Raw genomic sequence first — 21283 nt, 5'->3', positions numbered from 1 at the left:
TGGGCGATCTCCGGGCAGAGGGCAATGGACGGCCGGTGTCGAGGACGAGCTGCTCCAGCTCCTCCAGCAGGCCGGATGCAGCCGGCTGCGCTCCGAAGGCCTTCGGAGCGCACTCGGCCCGCATGCCGCATGACTGCCGCACGGGGCGCACCGTCCCGTGGCCGCCCGCGAGTCCAGGGCCGATGTCATCTAACTGACCCTCAAAAAGTAGCCCCGTCAGGTTGGATGGGAGCCATCGTCCGCCGCGGCGGGGTTCATGGGCCTGCTCTATAGTGGGCGATCGTCGATGATCATGGGTGGTGTCGGGGGTGGCTGTGGACGAGGCATTCGAGATACCGGCGGTGTGGCGCGTCGGCGACGTCATCGATGGACGGTACAAGGTCTCCCTGGTGCACGAGCGCGGCGGGATGGGGTTGGTCTACCGGGTCCGGCACCTCGCGTGGGGGATCGACCTGGCGGTGAAGTGCCCGCGGCCGGAGCTGTTCACCAGCGCGGTCGACCGCGAGCGGTTCGTCAACGAGGCCGAGACGTGGGTGTCCCTGGGGCTGCATCCGAACGTCTGCAGTTGCTACTACGTGCGCTCGATGGGCGGCATTCCCCGGGTGTTCGCCGAGTACGTCCCCGGCGGGAGCCTGCGTGAGTGGATCGACGACCGGCGGCTCTATCAAGGGGGGCGCCAGGAGGCATTGGCACGGATCATGGACGTGGCGATCCAGGTCGCCTGGGGGCTGGCGCATGCCCATGACCGGGGGCTGGTCCACCAGGATGTGAAGCCGGACAACGTCCTGCTCGATGGTTACGACCCGCAGGACCTCGCGGCCAAGGTCACCGACTTCGGGCTGGCGCGGGCGCGTGCGGCCGTGGGGACACTGTCCGGCGGCGACAGGCCGTCGGACGGGACCGTGATGGTGCCCACCGGCGGGATGACTCGTGCTTATGCCTCGCCCGAGCAGCTGGCCGGGCAAGCTCTGGGGCGGCGCAGCGACATCTACAGCTTCGCGGTGTCGGTCTTGGAAATGTTCACCGGCGGAGTCAACTGGATGATCGGCTCCGTTGCCGGTGAGGTGCTCACCGCCTATCGCACGGGCGGGCCGGAAGAGGACGGACTGCCGCAGGCCCCGGATGCTGTGGCCGACTTGCTCGAGCGGTGCTTGGAGGCGAACCCGGCCCGGCGACCCGGGACGATGGCCGAGGTCGCCGGCTCCTTGGCGGGCATTTATCGGGACGTTGTGGGACGCCCGTACCCCCGCGTGCAGCCGGCGGAGGCCGATCTGCGGGCGGACGAATGGAACAACCGCGCGCTGTCACTGGTCGACCTGGGCAGGCCCGCCCAGGCGCAGGAGGCGTTCACGGCAGCGCTGGCGGCGGATCCTCGGCACGTGCGGGCCACCTACAACGCCGGCATGTGGCGGTGGCGGCGCGGTGAGATCAGCGATGTGGGACTTCTGGCCGACATCGAATCGGTCCGCGCCGACACCGGGGACGCGTGGCAGGCACGACACGCCCTCGTCCAGGTGCAGCTGGAACGCGCCGACCTCGACGAGGCGCACGCGCTGGCCGAACGGCTCGTACGCGAGCAGCCGGCAGAGCCCGAGGTCCAGGATGTAGTACGCACCCTGCGCTCAGGGCACCTCACCCGGGCCGGCTGCGTCGACCGGCGCGACCTACCGTGGCTCTCTCAGCCGCCCGCCTTTCCGACTGCGCTACGACTCACTGCCGACCTGCGGTTCGCGTTCGTCGGGGGCCGTGACGGCATGCTGCGGCTGTGGGACGTCCAGAGCGGGAAGTGCGAGGTGGCCATCAAGGGGCACGAACACGCGATCCGCTACGTCGACGTGAGCGCGGATGGGCGTTTCGCCCTCTCCGGAGGCGCTGACGAGGTGGTGGGGTTCTGGGACCTGGCCGAGGGTCGCTGCCTGGGCCGCGCAGCCATCCCCCTCCCGGAGGGGCGGCCCAACCTGGGCGCGATCCGCCAGGTGCGCTTGAGTGGCGACGCCAGTCTGGCCCTGTGCGCAACCTCCTACGGGAAGATCTTTTCCTGGGAATTCCACTCCGGCAAAGGCCGAACCGCTCTCGAAGGCCCGGAGGAGCACGGGCGAACGCTCGTGGTGAGCGATGACGCGCGCTGGGCCCTGGCGTCCGGGGGCATGACCGAGCATGCCACGGTACGGCTGTGGGACCTGTCCGCCGGACGGCTTCGACATGTCCTGCGCGGCTCCGGATTCTCCGAACCGAAAGGCATCAGCCCGGACGGCGCGTCAGCCATCACAAGCGGCACCGATGGGAAGATCCATGTCTGGGACATCGACAGCGGCACATGCGTGCGCACGCTCAGCGGGCACTCCACGACAGCGTCGGCGGTGTCGCTGAGTACCGACGGCCGGCATGCGATCAGCGGCGGACGGGACAAGAGCATCCGCTTTTGGGAACTGGAGACCGGCCGCTGTCTGCGGACCTTCGAGGGTCTGAAGAGCGTGCCGCTCGCGGTCGCGCCGAGCCCGGACGGACGGCACGCGGTCTCCGTGGAAGCGGATGTCCGCCGCACCTGGGAACTGCCGGGAAGCCACTCCAGCGTGCTGCTGCCGAGCCGGCCGCGGGCGCACAGCGAGGTGAGCCGGCTGAGAGCCCAGGTGACGGATCTGGCAGCGGAGGCGGAGCAGGCACGCGCGTCCAACCGGTACGCGCACGCGCTCGATCTGCTCACGCGGGCAAGGAACATCCCCGGATTCGAAAGGGATCCCGAACTTCTTTCCGCATGGCGGGCCTTGGGCCTCTCAACCGTCCGTGCAGGCCTGCGGTCCGCTTGGCGAGTCAGGACCCTTCGCGCCCATGACCGCCATCTCAACTCGGTCGACGTGTCCGGGGACGGCCGGATTGCCGTGACCGCCGGCAGTGACCGGACGGCAAGACTGTGGGACCTGGAGAGCGGAGCGTGCATCCGCGTCCTCGACGGTCACTCCCACCACAATGTCGAGTCGGTGCGGCTGAGCGCCGACGGGCGGTACGTGCTGTCCGGATGCCAGGACGGCACCGTACGGCTGTGGCGCGCCGATGACGGCGAGTGCCTGCGGGTCCTGGACGGTCACCGCCACGGGGTTTTGTGGATGCGGTTCAGCCCCGACGGCCGCTCGGCCCTGGTCGGCGCGTCGGGGAACATGATCCGGTTCTGGGACCTCGAAAGCGGCAGGCTGCCGATGACTCTGGAGGCCGAGCGTGCACAGGCGGACACGGCCGGAGCCACCGCCGGCGATCGCCTCGTCGCCCACCGCGGCTACGCCGCCAATTCCGTACAGCTGTGGGATTTGGACAGCGGCGAAGGTGTGCTCACCTTGCGGGGGCACGCCGAGCAGCTGACATCAGTGTGCCTGAGCGCTGATCAACGAGCCGTGCTCTCCAGCGAGCGGACCATCCGACTGTGGGACACGGCGAGCGGACAGTGCGTGCGGGTATTCGACGAGCAGGCGGGCCGGGCGAACGCCGTCCAGCTCAGCGTGGACGGCCGTTTCGCGGTGTCCGGTCACAGCGACTCCCTCGTCCGCGTCTGGGATGTGGAAAGTGGACGCTGCATTCGCGTCCTCGAAGGTCACCGGACAAGTGTGTCCAGCGTCGCCTTGACGCCCGACGGCCGTTTCGCCCTCTCCGGCGAACAGGACGGCACCGTTCAGCTCTGGGAACTCGACTGGGAACTGGCCGCACGCGAACCGGCCGACTGGGACGACGCCGCGTCGTCGCACGTGGAGACCTTCCTCGCCTGGCACCCGACACCGTTGACCGACCGCGATGTGGACACCCTGCTCGGCCGTCTGCGCGACGCCGGCTACGGCTGGTTGCGTCCCGACGGCGTACGTGCCCAGCTACGCCGCCTGGCCACCGCCCCCGCGGCACCCTCCCGAAGGGAGGAACACGAGGCCCTGCGCACCGTCACCGCGAGCCCTGAACCGGAGCGGGCGAACACGAAGCTGAAGCCGGTCGGGCTGTACCGGCAGATGTACGAAGGGTGGCTGCAGCACCTGCCCTCCATCCATGAAGTCCGTACGGGGCACGTGCTCGAGGACCGGGCCCAGGTCATCGAATACATGAAGACCGAAAAGTTCGCAGCGATGGACTACATGTCGGCCATCCGCGACCTGCTCGACCAGAAGGAGTTCATCCTCGGTGGGCCGTCCTTGCATACCGACGGAGTGTGGGTCTGGCGAACCGACTCGATCCACTACTTCGAGAATCACCAGCTGGAGATTCCTGAGGAATTCCTCCGCCACGTACGTGAAAGCGACTATCGGCCGCGCACCGATCACGGCTTCGACGACCACGATCTCGACCCGTTCATGTAAGCCTGGTGCCGAGCCGTTCGGGTCATTCGGCACGCTGCGTACGTGGGGAAGGGCATGGGGAGGACATCTAGGTTGCCGTTGCAGCAGGTGGCGCGGGGGGAGTCGGAGCGGCTGCCGGCAACGGAGGAGCAACTGCGTCGCCACGTGGTCGGACAGGAGGAGGCAGTCCGGGCTGTGGCCGAGGCGGTGCGCACCGCGCGGTCGGGGCCGGGCGGTTTCGCGGCCCGCCGGTGACTTCGGAATCGCAGGGGCGTCGCCGGCCGGTGTCGCGCCCCGGGGCAACGGGTCCGTGCCCACCGGGCGGGAGGCGGCGTCCCCCGCCGGGCCCGGGCCTGCCGACCCTGCGCACCGGCCGGTCCTGGACGCCCTGCGCCAAGCCTTCCGTCCCGAACTCCTGGGCCGGATCAGCCGGATCGTCGTCTTCTCCCCGCTGTCCGAGGCTGATCTGCACCCCGTCCTCGATAAGATCCCGGACCGGGTCCATGCCCGGCTTGCCACCCGCGCCATCACCTTGACCCTCACCCCCGCCGGCCGCGCGCTGCTCCTGCGCCACGGCACCGACCGCCGCGCCGGCGCCCGCTTCCTCGATCAGGCCATCGCCCGCTTCCTCGTCCTGCCCCTGGCCCGCGCCCTCCTCACCGGCGACATTCGCGACGGCTCGGCGGTCCGGGCCGACGCCGCAGGTGAGGCGCTGTCCATGACCATGGAGAACTCCTGATGACACCACCGCCCGCCACCGTCAAACTCACGCTCGTCAAAGGGCGGCTGGACCCGGCCGAGTACGTCTACGACGACCGCACCACCTGCGTCCTCGGCCGCTCCTCGGACTGCTCCCCTCAGCTGCCGAACGACGAGCACCACCGCACCGTCTCCCGCCATCACTGCCTCATCGACATCAATCCGCCCGACATCCGCATCCGCGACTTCGGCAGCCTCAACGGAACCTATGTCAACGGCGAGAAGATCGGCCAGCGCCGCCAGGGCCTCACTCCCGCCGAGGCCGCAGGCGATTCGTACCCCGAGCACGATCTGTCCGACGGCGACGAGATCCGAGTCGGCGAGACCGTGCTGCGAGTCGGCGTCACGCGGCAGCAGCCCACCCGTGTCCTCGACGCCTGCGCCACATGCGGCCGCGAGGTGGCCGACCCCGGCCGCGACGGCGAGGTGTTGTGCGCCGTCTGCCAGTCGGAGCCCGCCGCCGTACTGAAGCTGCTGCTGGACCAGGCGAAGGGCGGGCACGTCGATCTCAAGGCCATCCACGGCTACACGGTGCTGCGCGAGCTCGGCCGCGGCGGCATGGGCGCGGTCTATCTGGCGCGACACGAGTCCACCGGAGCAGAGGTGGCGCTCAAGGTGATGCTGCCCAAGGTCGCTGCGAACGCCACGGCACGGGCCCGCTTCTTGCGCGAGGTGGGGCTGACCCGGGCGCTGCGGCATCCGCATGTGGTGGCACTGCACGACGCGGGCTTCGCCAGCGGTACTTTCTATCTGACCACCGAGTACTGCACCGGCGGCAGCCTCGACCGCCTGTTGGCCGAACGGGGCGGACGCCTCCCTGCCGACGAGGCCGTCCCCCTGGTCCTGCAGGCCCTGCGCGGACTGGAGCACGCGCATGACCGGGGCATTATCCACCGTGACCTCACCCCGTCCAACATCCTTCTGGACGGCACCAGGACGGCGAAGATCGCGGACTTCGGCATCGGCAAGGCTTTCGACCAGGCAGGCCTCAGCGGCCTCACGCGCACCGGTGCCACGGCGGGCAAGCCGATGTTCATGCCACGCCAGCAGGTCATCAACTTCCGCAAGGCACCGCCCGCGGTGGACGTCTGGGCTGTCGCCGCCTGCCTGTACCAGACGCTCACCGGAAGAACACCCCGCGAGTTCCCTCCCGCGAAGGACCCCTGGCAGGTGGTCCTGCAGGAGCCGGCCATCCCGATCCGCCGCCGCGAGCCCGGCATCCCGGCGCCCCTCGCCGACGTCATCGATCAGGCGCTGCGTGAACGCCCGGAGATAGGTTTCCGGAGCGCGGCCGACTTCCGGATGGCATTGGAGCAGGCCTCGTGATCCTCACAGCGCGGTTAGAGAACTGATGCCCGATTCTTCGTTTCGCGCGGGATGAACGGGCAGGTCACGGCGGCATCGGTCGACGATGGCCGAGGCGTGTGAACAAGCCTGGCTCGGCCTCGGCCAGGATCCCGCGGTCGGCCAGTCGCTGGAGCTTGAGGCGGACGTCGTCGTGCCCCGACTGCTACCACCCCGTCTACGAGGCACCCGCCATGAGCTGGACGCCTACGAGTGGGCTTGCTGAGGCTCCTTGGCCTCCTGGGCTCTGGACCACCGCGCCGATCCGGCCGGCGCGCAGGTAACGGCCAACGCCCGGCGTTCTCAGTGGTTGAACGGGTACCGGGACAGCCTCGGCTTCCTTTGCCTGGTCCTGCGCCGAACATCGGATTGGCCGCCCGAGGCAGCCGGCACACCCCTTCGCCCAGCGCGGTTCGGGTGAGCCGAAGCCGATGTCTGTCAGGCCCCGTTCGGCGGTGATGCGGTTACCCTTCCGCTGGACAAGTAGATCTTGGGACCTCGAACGAGTGCCTTTTCCATGCCCGCCCGGCGCGGCTTGACCGCACGTGCCGAATGACGCGTTTCCGTGCACGAGAACGTCCCCCGCCACGGGGCGGATGCCGCGGACGTGGACCATTCCCGGCACTGAGTCGGCTCGTCATGCCGGGAGGCCTGTCATGGCCGACGCCAAATCGCGACGGCCGGAAAGTGAGTACACACAATGCAACCGACGTTCATACTGGTGCACGGAGCCTTCGCGAATTCCTTCTCCTTCGCCCCCCTGCAGGCCGAACTGGGCCTCCTCGGACACCGTTCGGTCGCCGTCGACCTGCCCGGTCATGGCTTCCAGGCGACCTTCACCCTCGCCTACCAGTCACCGCAGAACCCCGACGGGCTCGCCACCACGCCCGGCTCGATCAAGGGCGTCACGCTCGCCGACAACGTGGCACACCTGGTCGAGATCCTCGAACGGGCCAAGCGGAACGGCCCCGTGATCCTCGTCGCCCACAGCCGTGGCGGTATCACGGCCACCGCCGCGGCCAACGCCCGTCCGGACCTGATCGACCGCATCGTCTACATCTCCGCCTGGTGCCCGGTCCGTCTCGACGTCGGCGACTACTACGCCGAGCCGGAAATGGCCGGGGTCGATCCTACCGCCTTCGCCTCGGCGCTGGCCGGAAATCCTGCCGACCTCGGCCTTCTCCGCGTCAACTTCCGCACCGCGAGCCCGGACGCACTCGCCGCTTTCAAGGCAGCGTTCTTCGCGGACGGCACCGACGAACAGTTCCTGACCTTCCTGAACACCTTCCAGCCCGACGAGAACCTGGACGCCGGCGGCCCCGCCGACCGCGCACAAGCCCATACCTGGGGCAACGTCCCCAAGACCTACATCCGCCTGGCCGACGACGCCAGCCTGCCTCTCGCTCTGCAGGACCGGCTGATCCGCGAGGGCAACGAGCTGACACCCGACAACCCGTACGATGTCCGCACCCTGGAGGGAAGCCACCTCAAGTGGCTGGTCGACCCCGCGCCTGCGGCCCGCGCCTTGGGCGAACTCGCCACGCTTTCGGCGCCGACCCCTGCCTGATCCCCGCTACGCCCTTGGCCCTCTGCTCCCGAACCGCTCCTCCGCGCTTCGGGGGCCCAAAGGCCGACGGCAGGCCGGCAACACCGGCGTAGGCCATGACCTGCGGCACGAGATGGGCCGCGACCGTGATGCCGGCCAACACGTCCCCCGGAGCCAGGCAGCCCTGTAGCCGTGGAAGGCAGGTGGGAACGCCACGGTCCATCCGTGCTTCGGCATGGCACCGCCGGAACTCCTGCGGACGTGTGCCGCACCATCGTGACGTGCGGAGGGCCGGGCGGAGGTGAAGCGCGCGAACGGGCACCGCTACGGGCCGCCCTCGTGCAAGCGGAAGCCGGTCACCAGATCGGGTCTGATCCGGATCGCTCCCGATGTGCTGCCCGCTGCCCAGGGCTCCAGGAGGTGCACGTACCGCTCGATCTCGTCCGGGTCGGTGACAGCGGTGGCGTAGCCGGTGGCGACCACGCTCCAGCCCAGGTGTTCACCCGGATCGATGTCATCGGCCTCGTAGGCGACGACCACGGCTGCGCCTTGCTGGGCCGTGAGCAGAGCCGCCAGCGTCGATCCGTCCTGGACGCGGATGATGATGTCGCCGCGATCGAGAACGTGGTTGACCGGGCGCACGGCGGGCAGTGCGTGCCGGGTGAAAACGATCCGGCCCAGTTCGGCGGTGCCGAGCAGCTGCAGCGCTTCGTCGGCGCTGAGCTCCTCCATCTGCCGTCCTGGCAGATCGAGGGCAGGCGAACCGGCGGTCGCACCGGCCGAGTGGGTTTTCATCGTGGGCGTCCTTCATCGAGCGAGCAAACCGCTGTCCGGACGGACGGCATGGTGAGGGAGGCGAACACCTCCGATCTCCGTGCCATGTCCGTTCCCGTACGTCGCACGCCTGTCAGTCGCTCAGGGGCAAAGGCCGTGAACGGGCCGTCCACTGCCAGGATCTCCGCCTGCGCCGATCGCGGACATGGGCCGATCGGCCCCAGGGCGGGACCACAGGGCCCATGCCCGGGGCCGGCGGAATCGCCAAGACTGAAGACGGACTCGAACAGGAGGCCGTCCATGAGCACCTCTTCGCCCACCCGCATCTCCGAGGCGCTGCCCGCCGACTGCCGCTCCCGGCTGATGGAGCTGGCCCGAGAGGTCGACTTCGACAAGGGGACCCGGCTCTTCCGTGAGGGTGGCCACGCCGACCGGTTCTGGATCGTCCGGTCCGGCACCGTGACCTTGGACGTCCATGTGCCCGGGCGGCGCGCCGCCGTGATCGAGAGTCTGGGCACCGGCCAGCTGGTCGGCTGCTCGTGGCTCTTCAAACCGTATTCCTGGCGTCTGGGCGCCGAGGCGATGACACCCGTTCGCACGTACGAGTTCGAGGCGGAGCGTGTACGGATCCTCATGGACGCCGACGCCGCCTTCGGTTCTGCCGTCGGCCACTGGGTGGGGCAGGTCCTCGCCAACCGGCTGCAGGCCGCCCGGGTGCGCCTTCTCGATCTGTACGCGCCCTACGGCAGCGGCAGCTTCCTCTGATCGCCCGTACGCCCAAGGAGCTGGTCATGCCCGTATCCCGCTACACCGTCAGTGACGTCATGACGCACACAGCCGTCGCCATCGGCCGAGAGGCGTCCTACAAGGAGATCGTCGAGCTGATGCACGAGTGGAAGGTCAGCGCGGTCCCCGTCCTGGAAGGCGAGGGGCGCGTCGTCGGCGTGGTCTCCGAGGCGGATCTGCTGCCCAAGGAAGAGTTTCGGGGTACTGACCCCACCCTGCCCGAGCAACTGGAAGAGGCCTCGAAGGCCGGCGCGGTGCTGGCCGAGGAGCTCATGTCGAGCCCGGCGATCACCGTGCACCCCGACGCGCCCGTCGCCGAAGCCGCGCGGGTCATGGCACGCAAGCACGTCAAGCGCCTGCCCGTGGTGAACGCGCTCGGGATGCTGGAGGGTGTGGTCAGCCGCAGCGACCTCCTGAAGGTGTTCCTGCGGCCCGACGAGGAGCTCGAGGAGGAGATCCGCCAGAGCGTGCTCACCGAGCTGATCCCCGGTGTGACCTTGGACTTCGCTGTACAGGACGGCGTCGTCACTCTGCGAGGACCCCTGCGGGACCGCGCCCTGGTCCCGCTGCTCGCACGGGCGATCCGCGCGGTCGAGGGTGTCGTGGACGTCCGGATGGAGCTGGACGGCGCCCTCGCCGCATAGAGCCTTCTCACCGCCACGGGTGCTTCGCACGCCTTCCTGAGACAATTCGGATGGAAACATGTCGTACAGGCCGAGCCAAGGGCGATCATGTCCGACGATCTGAATGCCGCCGCCGGAGCGCCGATCAAGGTGTTCCTCCTCGACGACCACGAGGTGGTTCGGCGCGGACTGCGAGACCTCCTGGACGCCGAGCCGGACATCGCCGTCGTGGGCGAGGCGGGTACGGCCGAGCAGGCATTGGCCCGCGGGCCGGCGCTGCGCCCGGACGTGGCCGTGCTCGACGTACGGCTGCCCGACGGCGACGGCATCACCGTCTGCCGCGAGCTGCGCTCCCGAATGCCCGGCCTGGCCTGTTTGATGCTGACGTCCTTCGATGACGAGGACGCACTGCTGGACGCGATCATGGCGGGTGCCGCCGGGTACGTGCTGAAGCAGATCAAGGGCTCCGATCTCGTCTCGGCCGTACGCACGGTCGCCACCGGCCAGTCCATGCTGGACCCCGCGACCACCGCCCGCCTGATGCGCTCCCTGCGCGACCCGGAATCGGCAAAGGCACCGGAGGACGCCCGCCTGGCAGCTCTTTCCGAACGGGAGCGGGCCGTCCTGGAGCTCATCGGCGAGGGCCTCACCAATCGGCAGATCGCCAAACAGCTCTACCTGTCGGAGAAGACGGTCAAGAACCACATCTCACGGCTGCTGGGCAAGCTCGGCGTAGAACGGCGGGTCCAGGCAGCTGTGATCGCCGCCCAGGTCCACGAGCACGAGGCCGGAACGGCGAAACCGTAGGAACGTCCGGTGACGGTCATCGCGTCGGTGGGACCAGAGGTACCTGCCACTCCAGGCGAGTACCCCGCTCCCCATCGCGCCGCGCCGCGGCCTCCATCCGACCATCGAGCCTTTCGGCACGCTCTGCCAGATTCCGCAGTCCGCTGCGCCGACCGCCTGCGGACAGGCCCACGCCGTTGTCGGTCACGGTGACCGTCAGGTTCCCGTCGGCCGCAACGATCGAGACATCCGCCCGTGTGGCCTCGGCATGGCGGGCGACGTTGCTGAGCGCCTCCCCCACCACGGCGAGAGCCTCGTCCGCGACGACCGACGGTACGTCCGTGTCGATCAGCCCCTCCACCCGCAGGGCCGGGGCGAAGCCGATGGCTGCCGAGGCCTCATCCAGGGCGTGGGCCAGGCGGGAGCGCATCTTGGACGCCTCACCTGGGGCCTCGTGTTCGCGTAGTCCGAAGATGGTCGATCGGATGATCTTGATGGTGGCGTCGAGGTCGTCCACGGCGCGGGCGAGGCGTTCGGACGCCTGGGGGTGGTCGACGAAGCGCTGGGCGCTCTGGAGGGTCATGCCTGTGGCGAAGAGGCGCTGGATGGCCAGGTCGTGCAGGTCACGGGCGATGCGGTCATGGTCCTCCAGCAGACTCATCTGCTCGGCGTCATGGCGCCGGTCGGCAAGCTCCAGTGCGAGGGCGGCCTGGCCCGCGAACCCCGGAAGCGCAGCGACCTCCGTAGTGGCGAACACGGGGCGACCGTGCAGCCGGGCGAGCATCAGGACGCCTCTGAGCTTTTCCTTGGTGCCAACGGTGACGGCCACGGCCGGGCCGAACCCCTTCCACCGCTCGGGTTGCACGGTGACGCGCTCGTCGGTCGCCATATCTGGGACTGTGATGAGGCCGTTGCGGGCCAGCGCGGCCTCGGCGAGAGTGCCCTGCGTACTGGGCAGGACGATCCCGCGGTGCGCCTCTGCTCCCTCTCCCAGGGCGAGGGAGCCTCGCAGTTCACCGCCGGAGCCGAGCAGGTAGAAGACGCCCATGTCCGCGCCGGCGATGTCCTTGGCCCGCTCCAGCATGCCCTCGAGGACCTCGTCCTCGGGTGCTCCGGAGAGCAGGGCGCTGGTGATCTCGGCGCTGGCCTCCAGCCAGCGCTCGCGCAGCCGGACCTCCTCGAAGAGCCGGGCGTTTTCGATGGCGATGCCGGCCGCGACGGCGAGGGTGGACAGGACCGCTTCGTCCTCCGCGTCGAACTCGGCGCCGCCGCGCTTCTCGGTCAGATAGAGGTTGCCGAAGACCTCCTCGCGAATGCGGATCGGGACACCGAGGAAAGAGTGCATCGGCGGGTGGTGGTCGGGGAACCCGTACGAGGCCGGATGTTCGGACAGCTCCGACAGTCGCAACGGTTCGGGATGGCGGATCAGCTCGCCGAGGATCCCGTGGCCGGACGGCAGGTCTCCGATCTGTGCGCGGAGGTCATCGCTGATGCCGACGGGAAGGAACTCGGCCAGCTTCTTGTCGTTCCCGATGACTCCGAGGGCCCCGTATTCGGCGTCCACGAGCACCACGGCGGCCTCGACGATGCCGTGCAGCACCTGCGGCAGATCGAGTTCCCGGCCCACGGACATGACGGCCTCGAGCAGACCGTTCAGCCGGTCGCGGGTGCCCCTGACCTCGTCGATCCGCACCTGCAGCTCATCCAGCAGTTCGTCGAGCCGCAATCGAGGAACACCGCTCCCGGTGGGCTGTTCCCCTGTGCTCATGCCCACCTCCGGCCGGAAGCGATGGCGAGATGGCCATCATTTCCACGGTATCTCCGGCCGGGGGGCCCGGCCTTCCCACTCAGCAGGAGGCGACTGCCCCGCTCGGCCTCTCCTCGTGCCGCGGCGTGCCGGGTTCGTCGTGCAGGTGCCGGACGTGGGCGTCCGGGCCGGGGAAGAACACGGTGGTACGACCGGTGTCGGACCAGCGCACGTCGTACGGCGGGGTGCCGTCCTCGTGGTGCAGGGCAACGACTTCTCCGTCCCGGCCCGGAGCTCCGACGGTGGGGCCGCCCACGACGATCTGGTCGCCCAGCTCGGCGTAAATCCCGTGCCCGTAGGCAGGCGAGTACGCGTTCATGATCAAGCCTTTCTGTGGAATGCGCCCCGCAGAAGCCGGGCGGCGATGAATGCCGCGAGCCCTGCCGCGGTGGCGAGGCCCGTGCCGGCCCAGCCCACCGGCTGGGTGTCCAGCAGCGACTGCAGTGCGGGAACGTGCAGGGCAGCCATCGCAAGGAGGGCGGAGGCCGCCACGGAGGCGGGGAGGAAGAGGTTCCGGGTGGTGACCAGCCGAGCCCGTAGACCCAGGGCCACGCCCAACTGGGCCCCGAGCAGAGACAGGAAGAGCACGCTCTGCCAGGGCAGGCCCATGGCGCGCGCGCCGATGCCGGCGAGCAGGCTGAAAGCTGACACGGCGATGGCAAGGACGAGGAGGCGTTGCCACACGCCTGCGGCCAGGATGTGCTGTCCGGGCGGCCGGGGAGGGCGCTGCATGGCCTCCGGCGAGGCCGGTTCGGCACCCATGGCTACGCCGGTCAGGCCGTGGGTGAGGAGGTTGATCCACAGGATCTGCCCCGCCCGCAGAGGCAGGGCCAGGCCGAGTAGGGGGCCTGCCAGCATGACTAGGATCTCGGCGGTTCCGCCGGCCATGGCATAGACGAGGAAGCGCCGAATGTTGTCGTAGACGCGACGGCCTTCTTCGACGGCCGTGACCACGGTGGAGAGCTCGTCGTCCGTGAGGACGAGATCGGCGGCCTGGCGGGCCACCTCGGTGCCGCGGGCGCCCATGGCGACGCCGATGTCGGCCTCGCGGAGGGCGGGGCCGTCATTGACGCCGTCCCCGGTCATGGCGGTCACGGCGCCGCGGTCACGCCAGGCGTGGATGATGTCCAACTTCTGCTGTGGATCCGTCCGGGCGAAGACGCGCACCCGGGTCAGGTCGGTGTCCGGTGCCGCGGCCAGATCGGATCCGGTGACGACCGCATCGGCCGGACCGTCCTCGACGAGTCCGATGCGTACGGCGATGGCGTGGGCCGTCGCCGGGTGATCGCCGGTGATCATGACCGGGGTGATGCCGGCGGTGCGGCAGGCCGCCAATGTGATGGCGGCGGTCGCTTTCGGCGGATCGCTGATGGCGATCAGGCCGAGAAGGCGTAGCCCGTGTTCAGCCTCGGCGGCCGGCGGGTGCCACGAGAGCAGTTCGGTGCCTGCCACCGCCAGGACCCTGAATCCGTGCGCGGCCAGCTCGGCGGCCTGCCCATGGGCCTGGTCAAGGATCTCGGGCGGCTCGGCGAGCACCATGGGAGCCAGGACCGTCTCCGGCGCTCCCTTGAGGCAGACCAGGACGTTGCCGTCGGGCAGGTGGTGGAGGGTGGTCATCCGTTTACGCAGGCTGTCGAAGGGGGCTTCTCCGATCCGGGGGCAGTCCCGGTGCAACTCGGCGGGGTCGGGGCAGTCTGCCTTGGCAGCGGCTGCCAGCAGTGCGGCCTCCATGGGATCACCCACGGCCGTCCAGGCGTCGGAGCTGCTCTGGGGCGGTTTCAGGCTCGCGTCGTTGCACAGGGCTGCCGTGGTGAGCAGCTCCTGCAGCGGGCGGAGCTGCTCGGGCGTCAAGGAGCGTCCGGTCCGGGTCAGGTCTCCGTGGGGTTCGTAGCCGCTGCCGGACACGTCCGCGGCTCCTGACGGCGTCCACACGCGCTGAACGACCATACGGCCCTCGGTGAGGGTGCCGGTCTTGTCCGTGGCCAGCACGCTCACCGAGCCCAGGGTCTCGACGGCCGGCAGGCGTCGGACCAGGGCGCCCCGGGCCGCCATGCGGCGAGCCCCGAGAGCGAGGGCGAGGGTGACCACGGCGGGCAGGGACTCGGGTACCGCGGCGACGGCCAGGCTGATGGCGGTGACGGCCATCGTGCTCACGCCGAGGCCGCGTACGAGGCCCAGGGCGAAGAACAGCACGCACAGGCCGAGAGTGACGGCGGCCAGAATGCGGCCTAGGGACGCGAGGCGGCGCTGGAGCGGGGTCGGCCCGTGTTCCCCGTCTAGGAGCGCAGCGATGCGGCCGAGGGCACTGGCGGATCCTGTGGCCGTGGCGGTCGCGACACCCCGGCCACGCACCACGACGGTGCCGGCGCTGACGGTGTCACCCGTGGTCTTGGCGACGGGTTCCGATTCGCCGGTGAGCATCGACTCGTCCATCAGGAGAGCGGATGCCTCGGTGAGATCGGCGTCCGCGGCAACGATGTCCCCCTCGCCCAGCAGCAGGCTGTCACCCGGCACCACGAGCGCTGCCGACAGTTCGTAGGCGGCGCCGTCACGCAGTACCCGGGCGCGCGGGGCCGAAAGAGCGGAGAGCGCTGCGACCGCGTGGTCCGCCCGTACCTCCTGGGTGACGCCCACGGTCGTGTTGAAGACGACCACCAGGCCGATGACGACAGCGTCCGGGTGATCGCCGATCGCGATGGTCAGCAGTGCGGCACCGAGCAGCACCATGATCAACGGATCACGCAGCTGCGCCAGCACTCGACGGTGGAGGGGCGTGGGCCGTGGCGGTTCCACCTCGTTGCGGCCGTACTGGACCAGTCGGTGTTCGGCCTCGGCCTGTGTCAGCCCTGTCGGGGCCGGGGAGCCGACGGGCGGCGTGTCGATCGCGCGGCTGGTCATGGCGCGCTCATCCGGTGGGGACCGTGATCACGGGGCAGTGCGCGCGGTGCAGGAGACCGTGGACGACGGATCCGATCCGCATGCCGGTGTATCCGCCGCGGCCGCGGCGGCCCACGACGACGGCCAGGGCGTGCTCGGCGGCCCGGGCCAGTTCCTCGACGGGGTGGCCGGTGATGACCTCGTGGGTGACGTGCACGTCCGGGTACTTCTCGGACAGGCCTGCGGTGGCCTCGAAGAGCAGAGTGCGCTGGGCCCGCAGCGCCACCTCCTCGTCGTCGAGCATGATCAGCGGCGGCTGCCACACACAGACGACCCGCAGTGCCGCACCCCGAAGGTCGGCCTCGTCGAAGGCGAGGGCCAGCGCCGCAGTGGCGGACGCGCTGCCATCGGTGCCCGCGACGACGTACGGCGGCTGCTGGCTGATGTGCTCGGCGTCGCCCACCACGACGACCGGGCAATGGGCCTGGGCGGTGATGGGGACCACGATCGAGCCGGCGCTGAAGAACTCGGCGGTGCGGCTCAGGTGCCGGGAGCCGAGGACGATCATGCGGGCTTCTCGTGCCGCGCCGCCCAGGACGGGGGCGGGGAAGCCGCCGAGCAGATCGCCGGTGACGGCCACCTCGGGGTGGCGGTCACGCACCCAGATGCACGCTTGTTCGAGCTTGTCGGAACCGGCCTGCCGCTGGGCGGTCCGACCGGGGGTGTCATCGACGTGATGGGTGTCGTGTCGGGGCGGTACAGCGAGCACCAGGCGCAGCGGGAGCCGGCGCCGTTGTGCCTCGTCGGCGGCCCAGGCCAGGGCAAGGTGCCAGTCCCTGGCCGGGTCGATGCCCACGACGATGTCATGGGTTCCTGCGGGGTGGATGGTCATGACCGGCTCCCGAAGTCACTGCCGGCCCGGGGAATGAGGAGGACGGGGCAGTGGGCGTGATGCAGCAGGCTGTGCGTGGCCTTGCCCAGGTTGGGGGCCAGTCCGAGGGGCCCTGGGACCCGGCGGCCGCCCATGACGAGCAGGTCTGCGTGACGGGACGCCTCGACCAGGACACCGGCCACGGAGATGCTCTTCTCCGCATCGGCCTGCACCTCCAGGTCGGGGAACTCACCGCGGACCACGTCCGTGACGGCCCGCAAGCTCTCTGCGTGGCCGCCGGCGATCTCGTCGACGCCGTCGAGCATGCTGACCACCTCGCCGACGGACTGGAGCACGTTCCACACGTGCAACAGCCGCAGGGAGGCCTTGTGCAGCTCGGCTTCCCGGGCGGCGTACCGGGCGATCAGGAGGTCGTGTTCGTCGCGGATCGCCGCGAGGACCGTGCCGGTCTCCTCGGTCCCGTCGATGCCTCGGACGACGATGAGGGGGGTCATGGCGATGGCCGCGGTGCCCAGTCCGACCGAGCCGAGCATGAGGGAGTTGAATCCGCCCAGACCGCGGTTGCCCACCACGACCGTGCCGTGGAGTCCGCCGGCCCGGTGGAGGCTGTCGACAGCGCTCGCGCGGCTGAACTCGGTGGTCACGTTCAGCCCGGGGTACTCGGACGACACGGCCTTCGCCGTGTGGTCCAGGAGGGCCCGACCGTTGGCGCGGACCCTTTCGATGGTCTCCGCCGACAGGTACAAGGCCCGGCCGTCGGTGTCGGCGCCATAGACGATGTGCAGGGGTCGGTCACGGCGTACAGCCTCCTTGGCTGCCCAGAGGGCAGCGACGCGCGCCGACTCCGAGCCGTCCACGCCGACGGTGACCGAGCTGGTGTCCGGGGTGCGGAATGTGCTTTCCACGATTCCTCCCAACCGAGAAGCCGATGAGGGACACCACTCACACTGGCAGCGTCCCTGCTTCGGCAAGAGGGGCCGCCCGGGGCAGCCGACGGGACCAAAGGGCCCCATCGTCGTCGACCGGACACCTCGGGCCCTTGCGGGCCCCGGACGGGACCGTTCGGCCCTCGATCTCGAGCAGTCGTCGGCGGATGGTGAGGGTGAACCGCACACCGGACATCAGCCTCGCGTGACACGGCGGAGCAGGAGGGTCTCATGAAGCATCTCAAGGTGGCGGACCTGATGATCGACGAGGTCGTCTCCGTGGCCCCGGGTACCGGCTTCAAGGACGTAGCGAAGCTCCTCGCCCAGTACGACATCTCCGGAGTCCCCGTCCTGGACGACGAGGACCGCGTGGTGGGCGTCGTCTCGCAGACGGACCTGCTGGCCCACACGTTGCCGGGGCCCCAACCCCCCGAACAGAACACGCCAGTGCCCGGGCCGCCCACCGCGGGCGACGTCATGTCCGCGCCCGCGGTCACCATCCACGCCGAAGAGACAGTGGCTGACGCCGCCCGGCTGATGACCCGCCGCAGCATCGAACGCCTCCCCGTCGTGGACGTGGAGGACCGGCTCGTCGGCATCGTCACCCGCCGGGACCTGCTCCGCATGTTCCTGCGCCCGGACTCCGAGATACGCCGACGCGTCACCGACGAGGTCCTCACGGAGGTACTCCGTGTGCCGGCCGGTGACGTCGACGTCCACGTGGTGGACGGCATCGTCACCCTGGAGGGCCATGTCGAGCGCCGGAGTCAGCTCGCCGCTCTTCTCAGCCTCGTGGAACGGCTCGACGGGGTCGTCGCCGTGGCATCGCGCGTCACCGCCGGCACCGACGACACGGCCACCCACGCGGACCACGCCCGGCACGCAATGCCGTGGTGATGAGCGCCGGACCGGACGACGGGAATCGCAGCCATGAAGAACCACGTGACCGTCGGAGTCGACGGCTCCGCGGAGAGCCGGGCAGCAGCACACCGGGCCGCGCAGGAGGCTGTCCTGCGGCAGGTTCCGCTGCGCCTCGTGCACGCCGTCGACCGGCCCCTGGACCCAGTGTTCCCCGGCCTGGGTCGCCAGGATGTCGACCGCTGGGCGGACCGGCCGGCATTCGGCGCCCGCCTCGGCCCCATCACCCACGCGGTGATGCACCACGCCACCTCACCGGTCGCCGTCGTGGCGCACGACTGAGGCCGCACAGACAGGAACAGTCCCGTGACCGCAACACACTTCGACCCCGACACCGTCATGCGGCTCGTCGGCGACGCCGTCACCGCCCCCTCCATGCACAACGCCCAGCCGTGGAAGTTTGTGTTCCACGTCGGCAGTGGTGCCCTCGCCCTGTACGGCGATCCGGACCGGGCCATGCCCCGAACCGACCCGGATCACCGTAGTCTCCACCTCGGCTGTGCTGCGGCACTGTTCAACCTGCGCGTGTCCGCAGCCTCGATCGGCCTCCCGGTCCGCGTACGGCTCTTGCCCGACGACGCCGAACCGTGGCTGCTCGCGACGGTGACCATCGACGAAGCTGCGGGCACGGACCGCGAGCTGGCCTCCCTGCACGACGCCGTCCGGCGTCGGCACACCAGCCGGTACCCCTTCAGCGAGGAGCCAGTGCCGACCCCACTGCTGGACGGGCTGTGGGCCGCGGCCCACTTGGAGGGCTGCCGACTCACCGTCCCGGACACCTGGCACATCGACACCGTACTCGGGCTGGTACGGGACGCGGAACACCGCGAGGAGATCGATCCGCTCGCCCGGGCGGAGACCAAGGCCTGGACCTCCCACGCTCAGAGCGCTACAGGCACACGGCGCGACGGCATCCCCGCCGCCGCATTCGGACCCAAGGCTTCCGGCGGCCCCACCCCCGTGCGCGACTTCGGTTGGGCCAACCCCATACCGGATCGCGGCTGGGCCGTGTTCGAGAAGCGGCCGCAGCTAGCTCTGCTCAGCACCCCGGGGGACACGAGGCTCGACTGGCTGCGGGCCGGCCAGGCGATGGAGCGCATCCTTCTCCAGGCCACTGCCGACGGCCTTGCCACTTCGATGACGTCCCATCCCCTGGAGTGGCCGGAGCTGCGGTGGACGCTACGCGACCCGGTCGCGGCCATGGGACACGTGCAGATGGTCTTCCGCATCGGCTACGGCCCCGCAGGCCCCGATACCCCGCGCCGCCCGTTGACCGAGGTACTGGCGATCCGGGAGTAGACACCACAGGCATCGACCGTTCAGTCCCTCCCGAGGGTAGCCGCGTGGTCGGGTACGGCGGTCTGCAGTTCCTTGGACGGACGCTCGTAGCCCGTGGACGGCGGCCTCGGAGGCAAGGTCAGCGACGGTGGGGCCACGTCCGCGTAGGGAACCGAAGACAGCAAGTGGGCCATCATGTTGAGCCGCGCGCTGCGCTTGTCGTCGCTCTCGACCACGTACCACGGGGCATCAGCCGTATCCGTGTGGACCAGCATCTCGTCCTTGGCCCTCGAGTACGCCTCCCAGCGGGTGAGGGACTCCAGATCCATCGGGGAGAGTTTCCACCGGCGCAGCGGGTCATCCGCCCGGCGCCGGAACCGCTGCTCCTGCACCGCGTCGCTGACGGAGAACCAGTACTTGCGGAGCAGGATCCCGTCCTCGATCAGCATCCGCTCGAAAACCGGGCACTGGCGCAGGAAGCGCTGGTGCTCGACGGGCGTACAGAAGCCCATGACGTGCTCCACTCCGGCGCGGTTGTACCAGCTGCGGTCGAAGAGGACGATCTCGCCGGCGGCGGGCAGATGCTCGACGTACCGCTGGAAGTACCACTGGGTACGCTCCCGCTCCGTCGGCGTGGGCAGCGCCGCGATGCGTGCGACGCGGGGATTGAGGTGCTCTGCGACGCGCTTGATCGTGCCCCCTTTGCCCGCGGCGTCCCGCCCCTCGAAGACGACGACCAAGCGGGCGCCTTCCGCACGAGTCCACTCCTGGAGCTTGACCAGCTCCGTCTGGAGCCGCAGCAGTTCTCTCTCGTAGACCGCCTTCTTGAGGCTCATCGCCGCCGCACCGTCCCTCTCGCCGTCCAGTGATGCGAGCAAGTCGGTCACGGCACGCGCCCGCGCGCAAGGGTGCCTCGCGCGTCGCACAGGTGTGTCGAGGTGTTGGCCCGGACTTCACCGACAGCTGTCACCGGGCGCCCACTCCCCATTCCGTATCGACCGCGGTGGAGGCCTCCTCGGGCCCGGCCTCGCCGATACGCCGGCTCCGAACGGGGCGGGCGGTGAAGGGGAATCACGTGAGTGTGGGGGATCCGTTGACGCAAGTGCCCCGGATGCGGCTGGACGAGCTGCTCGACGAGCTCCAAGTACGCATCGACGCCGTGCGCGGCACCCGGGACCGGGTGCACAGCCTCCTGGAGGCGGTCGTCTCGGTGGGCCGGGAGCTGGATCCGGCCCAGGTGCTGCGGCGGATCGTGGAGGCCGCGGCCCTGCTCGTGGACGCCGACTACGGGGCGCTCGGGGTCATCGGCCCCGACGGCCGCACTCTGTCGCAGTTCCTGACCGTGGGGCTCGACGAGGAGGCCGTCGCCGAAGTCGGTCCCCTGCCGGCCGGTCACGGCCCGAGACTGTGATCTCCACCCTCTGGGTGGCGGCGGGCGTGGCGATCGACAACGCGCGGCTGTACGAGGCGTCGCAGCGCCAGCAGCGGTGGCTCAAGGCCAATGCAGAGATCACCGAGATTCTGCTGTCGGGCAGTTCCCGTCCGGCGGTGCTGGAGCTCATCGCCCTCCGGAGGCAGCCGTCGGATGCCTCCTTCCAGGCAGCCGCATGGCGGTTGGCCGTGGCGAGGAGCACTCCGTCGGTGTCGAAGATGACCG

At 69.9% G+C, this 21283-nt stretch carries 15 protein-coding genes and 5 pseudogenes; 12 read left to right on the top strand and 8 right to left on the bottom strand.

Annotated elements, in window-relative coordinates:
- Nucleotides 1-308 precede the first annotated feature (308 nt).
- From NOD94_RS15975 to NOD94_RS15955, 5 genes and pseudogenes are all read left to right on the top strand, one after another.
- Nucleotides 309-4331, top strand: a complete 4023-nt coding sequence (locus tag NOD94_RS15975) for a protein kinase (protein WP_281206587.1) — start codon at nt 309-311, stop codon at nt 4329-4331.
- Between the two features lie 289 nt (nt 4332-4620).
- On the top strand, nt 4621-5049 hold the full coding sequence (locus tag NOD94_RS15970) for a hypothetical protein (RefSeq protein WP_281206586.1): 429 nt from the start codon (nt 4621-4623) through the stop codon (nt 5047-5049).
- Nucleotides 5049-6395, top strand: a complete 1347-nt coding sequence (locus NOD94_RS15965; protein WP_281206585.1) for a protein kinase — start codon at nt 5049-5051, stop codon at nt 6393-6395. The genes NOD94_RS15970 and NOD94_RS15965 overlap by 1 nt, the downstream gene beginning before the upstream one ends.
- 205 nt (nt 6396-6600) lie before the next feature.
- Nucleotides 6601-6834, top strand: a pseudogene (locus NOD94_RS15960) (SAM-dependent methyltransferase); the annotation flags it as partial.
- Nucleotides 6835-7113: 279 nt separating this feature from the next.
- Nucleotides 7114-7980, top strand: a complete 867-nt coding sequence (locus NOD94_RS15955) for an alpha/beta hydrolase (protein WP_281206584.1) — start codon at nt 7114-7116, stop codon at nt 7978-7980.
- A gap of 67 nt (nt 7981-8047) precedes the next feature.
- Here NOD94_RS15955 and NOD94_RS15950 read toward each other — a convergent pair.
- Both NOD94_RS15950 and NOD94_RS15945 read right to left on the bottom strand, forming a co-directional pair.
- Nucleotides 8048-8196: pseudogene (locus tag NOD94_RS15950) on the bottom strand (SulP family inorganic anion transporter); the annotation flags it as partial.
- 87 nt (nt 8197-8283) lie between these two features.
- Nucleotides 8284-8754, bottom strand: coding sequence for a pyridoxamine 5'-phosphate oxidase family protein (locus NOD94_RS15945; protein ID WP_281206583.1), 471 nt, complete (start codon nt 8752-8754; stop codon nt 8284-8286).
- A gap of 279 nt (nt 8755-9033) precedes the next feature.
- Between NOD94_RS15945 and NOD94_RS15940 the strand changes: the two genes are divergently transcribed.
- From NOD94_RS15940 to NOD94_RS15930, 3 genes are all read left to right on the top strand, one after another.
- Entirely contained in the window at nt 9034-9498 is a 465-nt protein-coding gene (locus NOD94_RS15940) for a cyclic nucleotide-binding domain-containing protein (protein WP_281206582.1), read from the top strand.
- Between the two features lie 26 nt (nt 9499-9524).
- On the top strand, nt 9525-10163 hold the full coding sequence (locus NOD94_RS15935) for a CBS domain-containing protein (RefSeq protein ID WP_281206581.1): 639 nt from the start codon (nt 9525-9527) through the stop codon (nt 10161-10163).
- Between the two features lie 87 nt (nt 10164-10250).
- A complete protein-coding gene (locus tag NOD94_RS15930; RefSeq protein WP_281206580.1) occupies nt 10251-10949 on the top strand; it encodes a response regulator transcription factor in 699 nt (232 codons plus the stop codon).
- 16 nt (nt 10950-10965) lie between these two features.
- On the opposite strand, the gene NOD94_RS15925 is transcribed toward NOD94_RS15930, so the two are convergent.
- The 5 genes and pseudogenes from NOD94_RS15925 to NOD94_RS15905 all read right to left on the bottom strand — a co-directional run bounded on the left by NOD94_RS15925 (nt 10966) and on the right by NOD94_RS15905 (nt 17409).
- Nucleotides 10966-12696, bottom strand: coding sequence for a GAF domain-containing protein (locus NOD94_RS15925; RefSeq protein ID WP_281206579.1), 1731 nt, complete (start codon nt 12694-12696; stop codon nt 10966-10968).
- A gap of 142 nt (nt 12697-12838) precedes the next feature.
- Nucleotides 12839-13021, bottom strand: a pseudogene (locus NOD94_RS15920) (DUF1918 domain-containing protein); the annotation flags it as partial.
- Between the two features lie 35 nt (nt 13022-13056).
- Complete coding sequence (locus NOD94_RS15915) at nt 13057-15633, bottom strand: cation-transporting P-type ATPase (RefSeq protein ID WP_281206578.1); 2577 nt, start codon at nt 15631-15633, stop codon at nt 13057-13059.
- A gap of 7 nt (nt 15634-15640) precedes the next feature.
- A complete protein-coding gene (locus NOD94_RS15910) occupies nt 15641-16504 on the bottom strand; it encodes a universal stress protein (RefSeq protein ID WP_281206577.1) in 864 nt (287 codons plus the stop codon).
- On the bottom strand, nt 16501-17409 hold the full coding sequence (locus NOD94_RS15905; RefSeq protein ID WP_281206576.1) for a universal stress protein: 909 nt from the start codon (nt 17407-17409) through the stop codon (nt 16501-16503). Before NOD94_RS15905 ends, NOD94_RS15910 begins: the two co-directional genes overlap by 4 nt.
- Before the next feature lie 252 nt (nt 17410-17661).
- Here NOD94_RS15905 and NOD94_RS15900 point away from each other — a divergent pair, with 252 nt between their 5' ends.
- From NOD94_RS15900 to NOD94_RS15890, 3 genes and pseudogenes are all read left to right on the top strand, one after another.
- Nucleotides 17662-18327, top strand: coding sequence for a CBS domain-containing protein (locus NOD94_RS15900; RefSeq protein WP_281206575.1), 666 nt, complete (start codon nt 17662-17664; stop codon nt 18325-18327).
- 33 nt (nt 18328-18360) lie between these two features.
- Nucleotides 18361-18540: pseudogene (locus NOD94_RS15895) on the top strand (universal stress protein); the annotation flags it as partial.
- Nucleotides 18541-18687: 147 nt separating this feature from the next.
- The gene (locus NOD94_RS15890) at nt 18688-19647 is read left to right on the top strand and encodes a nitroreductase family protein (protein ID WP_281206606.1); all 960 of its coding nucleotides are present in this window, start codon (nt 18688-18690) and stop codon (nt 19645-19647) included.
- Nucleotides 19648-19667: 20 nt separating this feature from the next.
- Here the strand turns inward: NOD94_RS15890 and ppk2 are convergent, their stop codons facing one another.
- Nucleotides 19668-20462: a polyphosphate kinase 2 gene (ppk2, locus tag NOD94_RS15885; RefSeq protein ID WP_281206574.1), complete on the bottom strand. Its 795-nt coding sequence runs from the start codon at nt 20460-20462 to the stop codon at nt 19668-19670.
- Between the two features lie 275 nt (nt 20463-20737).
- Here ppk2 and NOD94_RS15880 point away from each other — a divergent pair.
- A pseudogene (locus tag NOD94_RS15880) lies at nt 20738-21198 on the top strand (histidine kinase); the annotation flags it as partial.
- Between the last annotated feature and the right edge of the window lie 85 nt (nt 21199-21283).

Source organism: Streptomyces sp. Isolate_45 (assembly GCF_024721315.2).
Taxonomy (GTDB): Bacteria; Actinomycetota; Actinomycetes; order Streptomycetales; family Streptomycetaceae; genus Streptomyces.
Note: the sequence above shows the minus strand (reverse complement) of the source record. Positions and strands in the feature narration are given on the sequence as shown.

Bases quoted from the DNA above. Each gene is read 5' to 3' on its own strand.
- NOD94_RS15910 (WP_281206577.1), bottom strand. From the start codon at position 16,504: ATGACCATCCACCCCGCAGGAACCCATGACATCGTCGTGGGCATCGAC.
- NOD94_RS15915 (WP_281206578.1), bottom strand. From the start codon at position 15,633: ATGACCAGCCGCGCGATCGACACGCCGCCCGTCGGCTCCCCGGCCCCG.
- NOD94_RS15900 (WP_281206575.1), top strand. From the start codon at position 17,662: ATGAAGCATCTCAAGGTGGCGGACCTGATGATCGACGAGGTCGTCTCC.
- NOD94_RS15940 (WP_281206582.1), top strand. From the start codon at position 9,034: ATGAGCACCTCTTCGCCCACCCGCATCTCCGAGGCGCTGCCCGCCGAC.
- NOD94_RS15945 (WP_281206583.1), bottom strand. From the start codon at position 8,754: ATGAAAACCCACTCGGCCGGTGCGACCGCCGGTTCGCCTGCCCTCGAT.
- ppk2 (WP_281206574.1), bottom strand. From the start codon at position 20,462: ATGAGCCTCAAGAAGGCGGTCTACGAGAGAGAACTGCTGCGGCTCCAG.
- NOD94_RS15965 (WP_281206585.1), top strand. From the start codon at position 5,049: ATGACACCACCGCCCGCCACCGTCAAACTCACGCTCGTCAAAGGGCGG.
- NOD94_RS15930 (WP_281206580.1), top strand. From the start codon at position 10,251: ATGTCCGACGATCTGAATGCCGCCGCCGGAGCGCCGATCAAGGTGTTC.
- NOD94_RS15935 (WP_281206581.1), top strand. From the start codon at position 9,525: ATGCCCGTATCCCGCTACACCGTCAGTGACGTCATGACGCACACAGCC.
- NOD94_RS15890 (WP_281206606.1), top strand. From the start codon at position 18,688: ATGCGGCTCGTCGGCGACGCCGTCACCGCCCCCTCCATGCACAACGCC.
- NOD94_RS15925 (WP_281206579.1), bottom strand. From the start codon at position 12,696: ATGAGCACAGGGGAACAGCCCACCGGGAGCGGTGTTCCTCGATTGCGG.
- NOD94_RS15955 (WP_281206584.1), top strand. From the start codon at position 7,114: ATGCAACCGACGTTCATACTGGTGCACGGAGCCTTCGCGAATTCCTTC.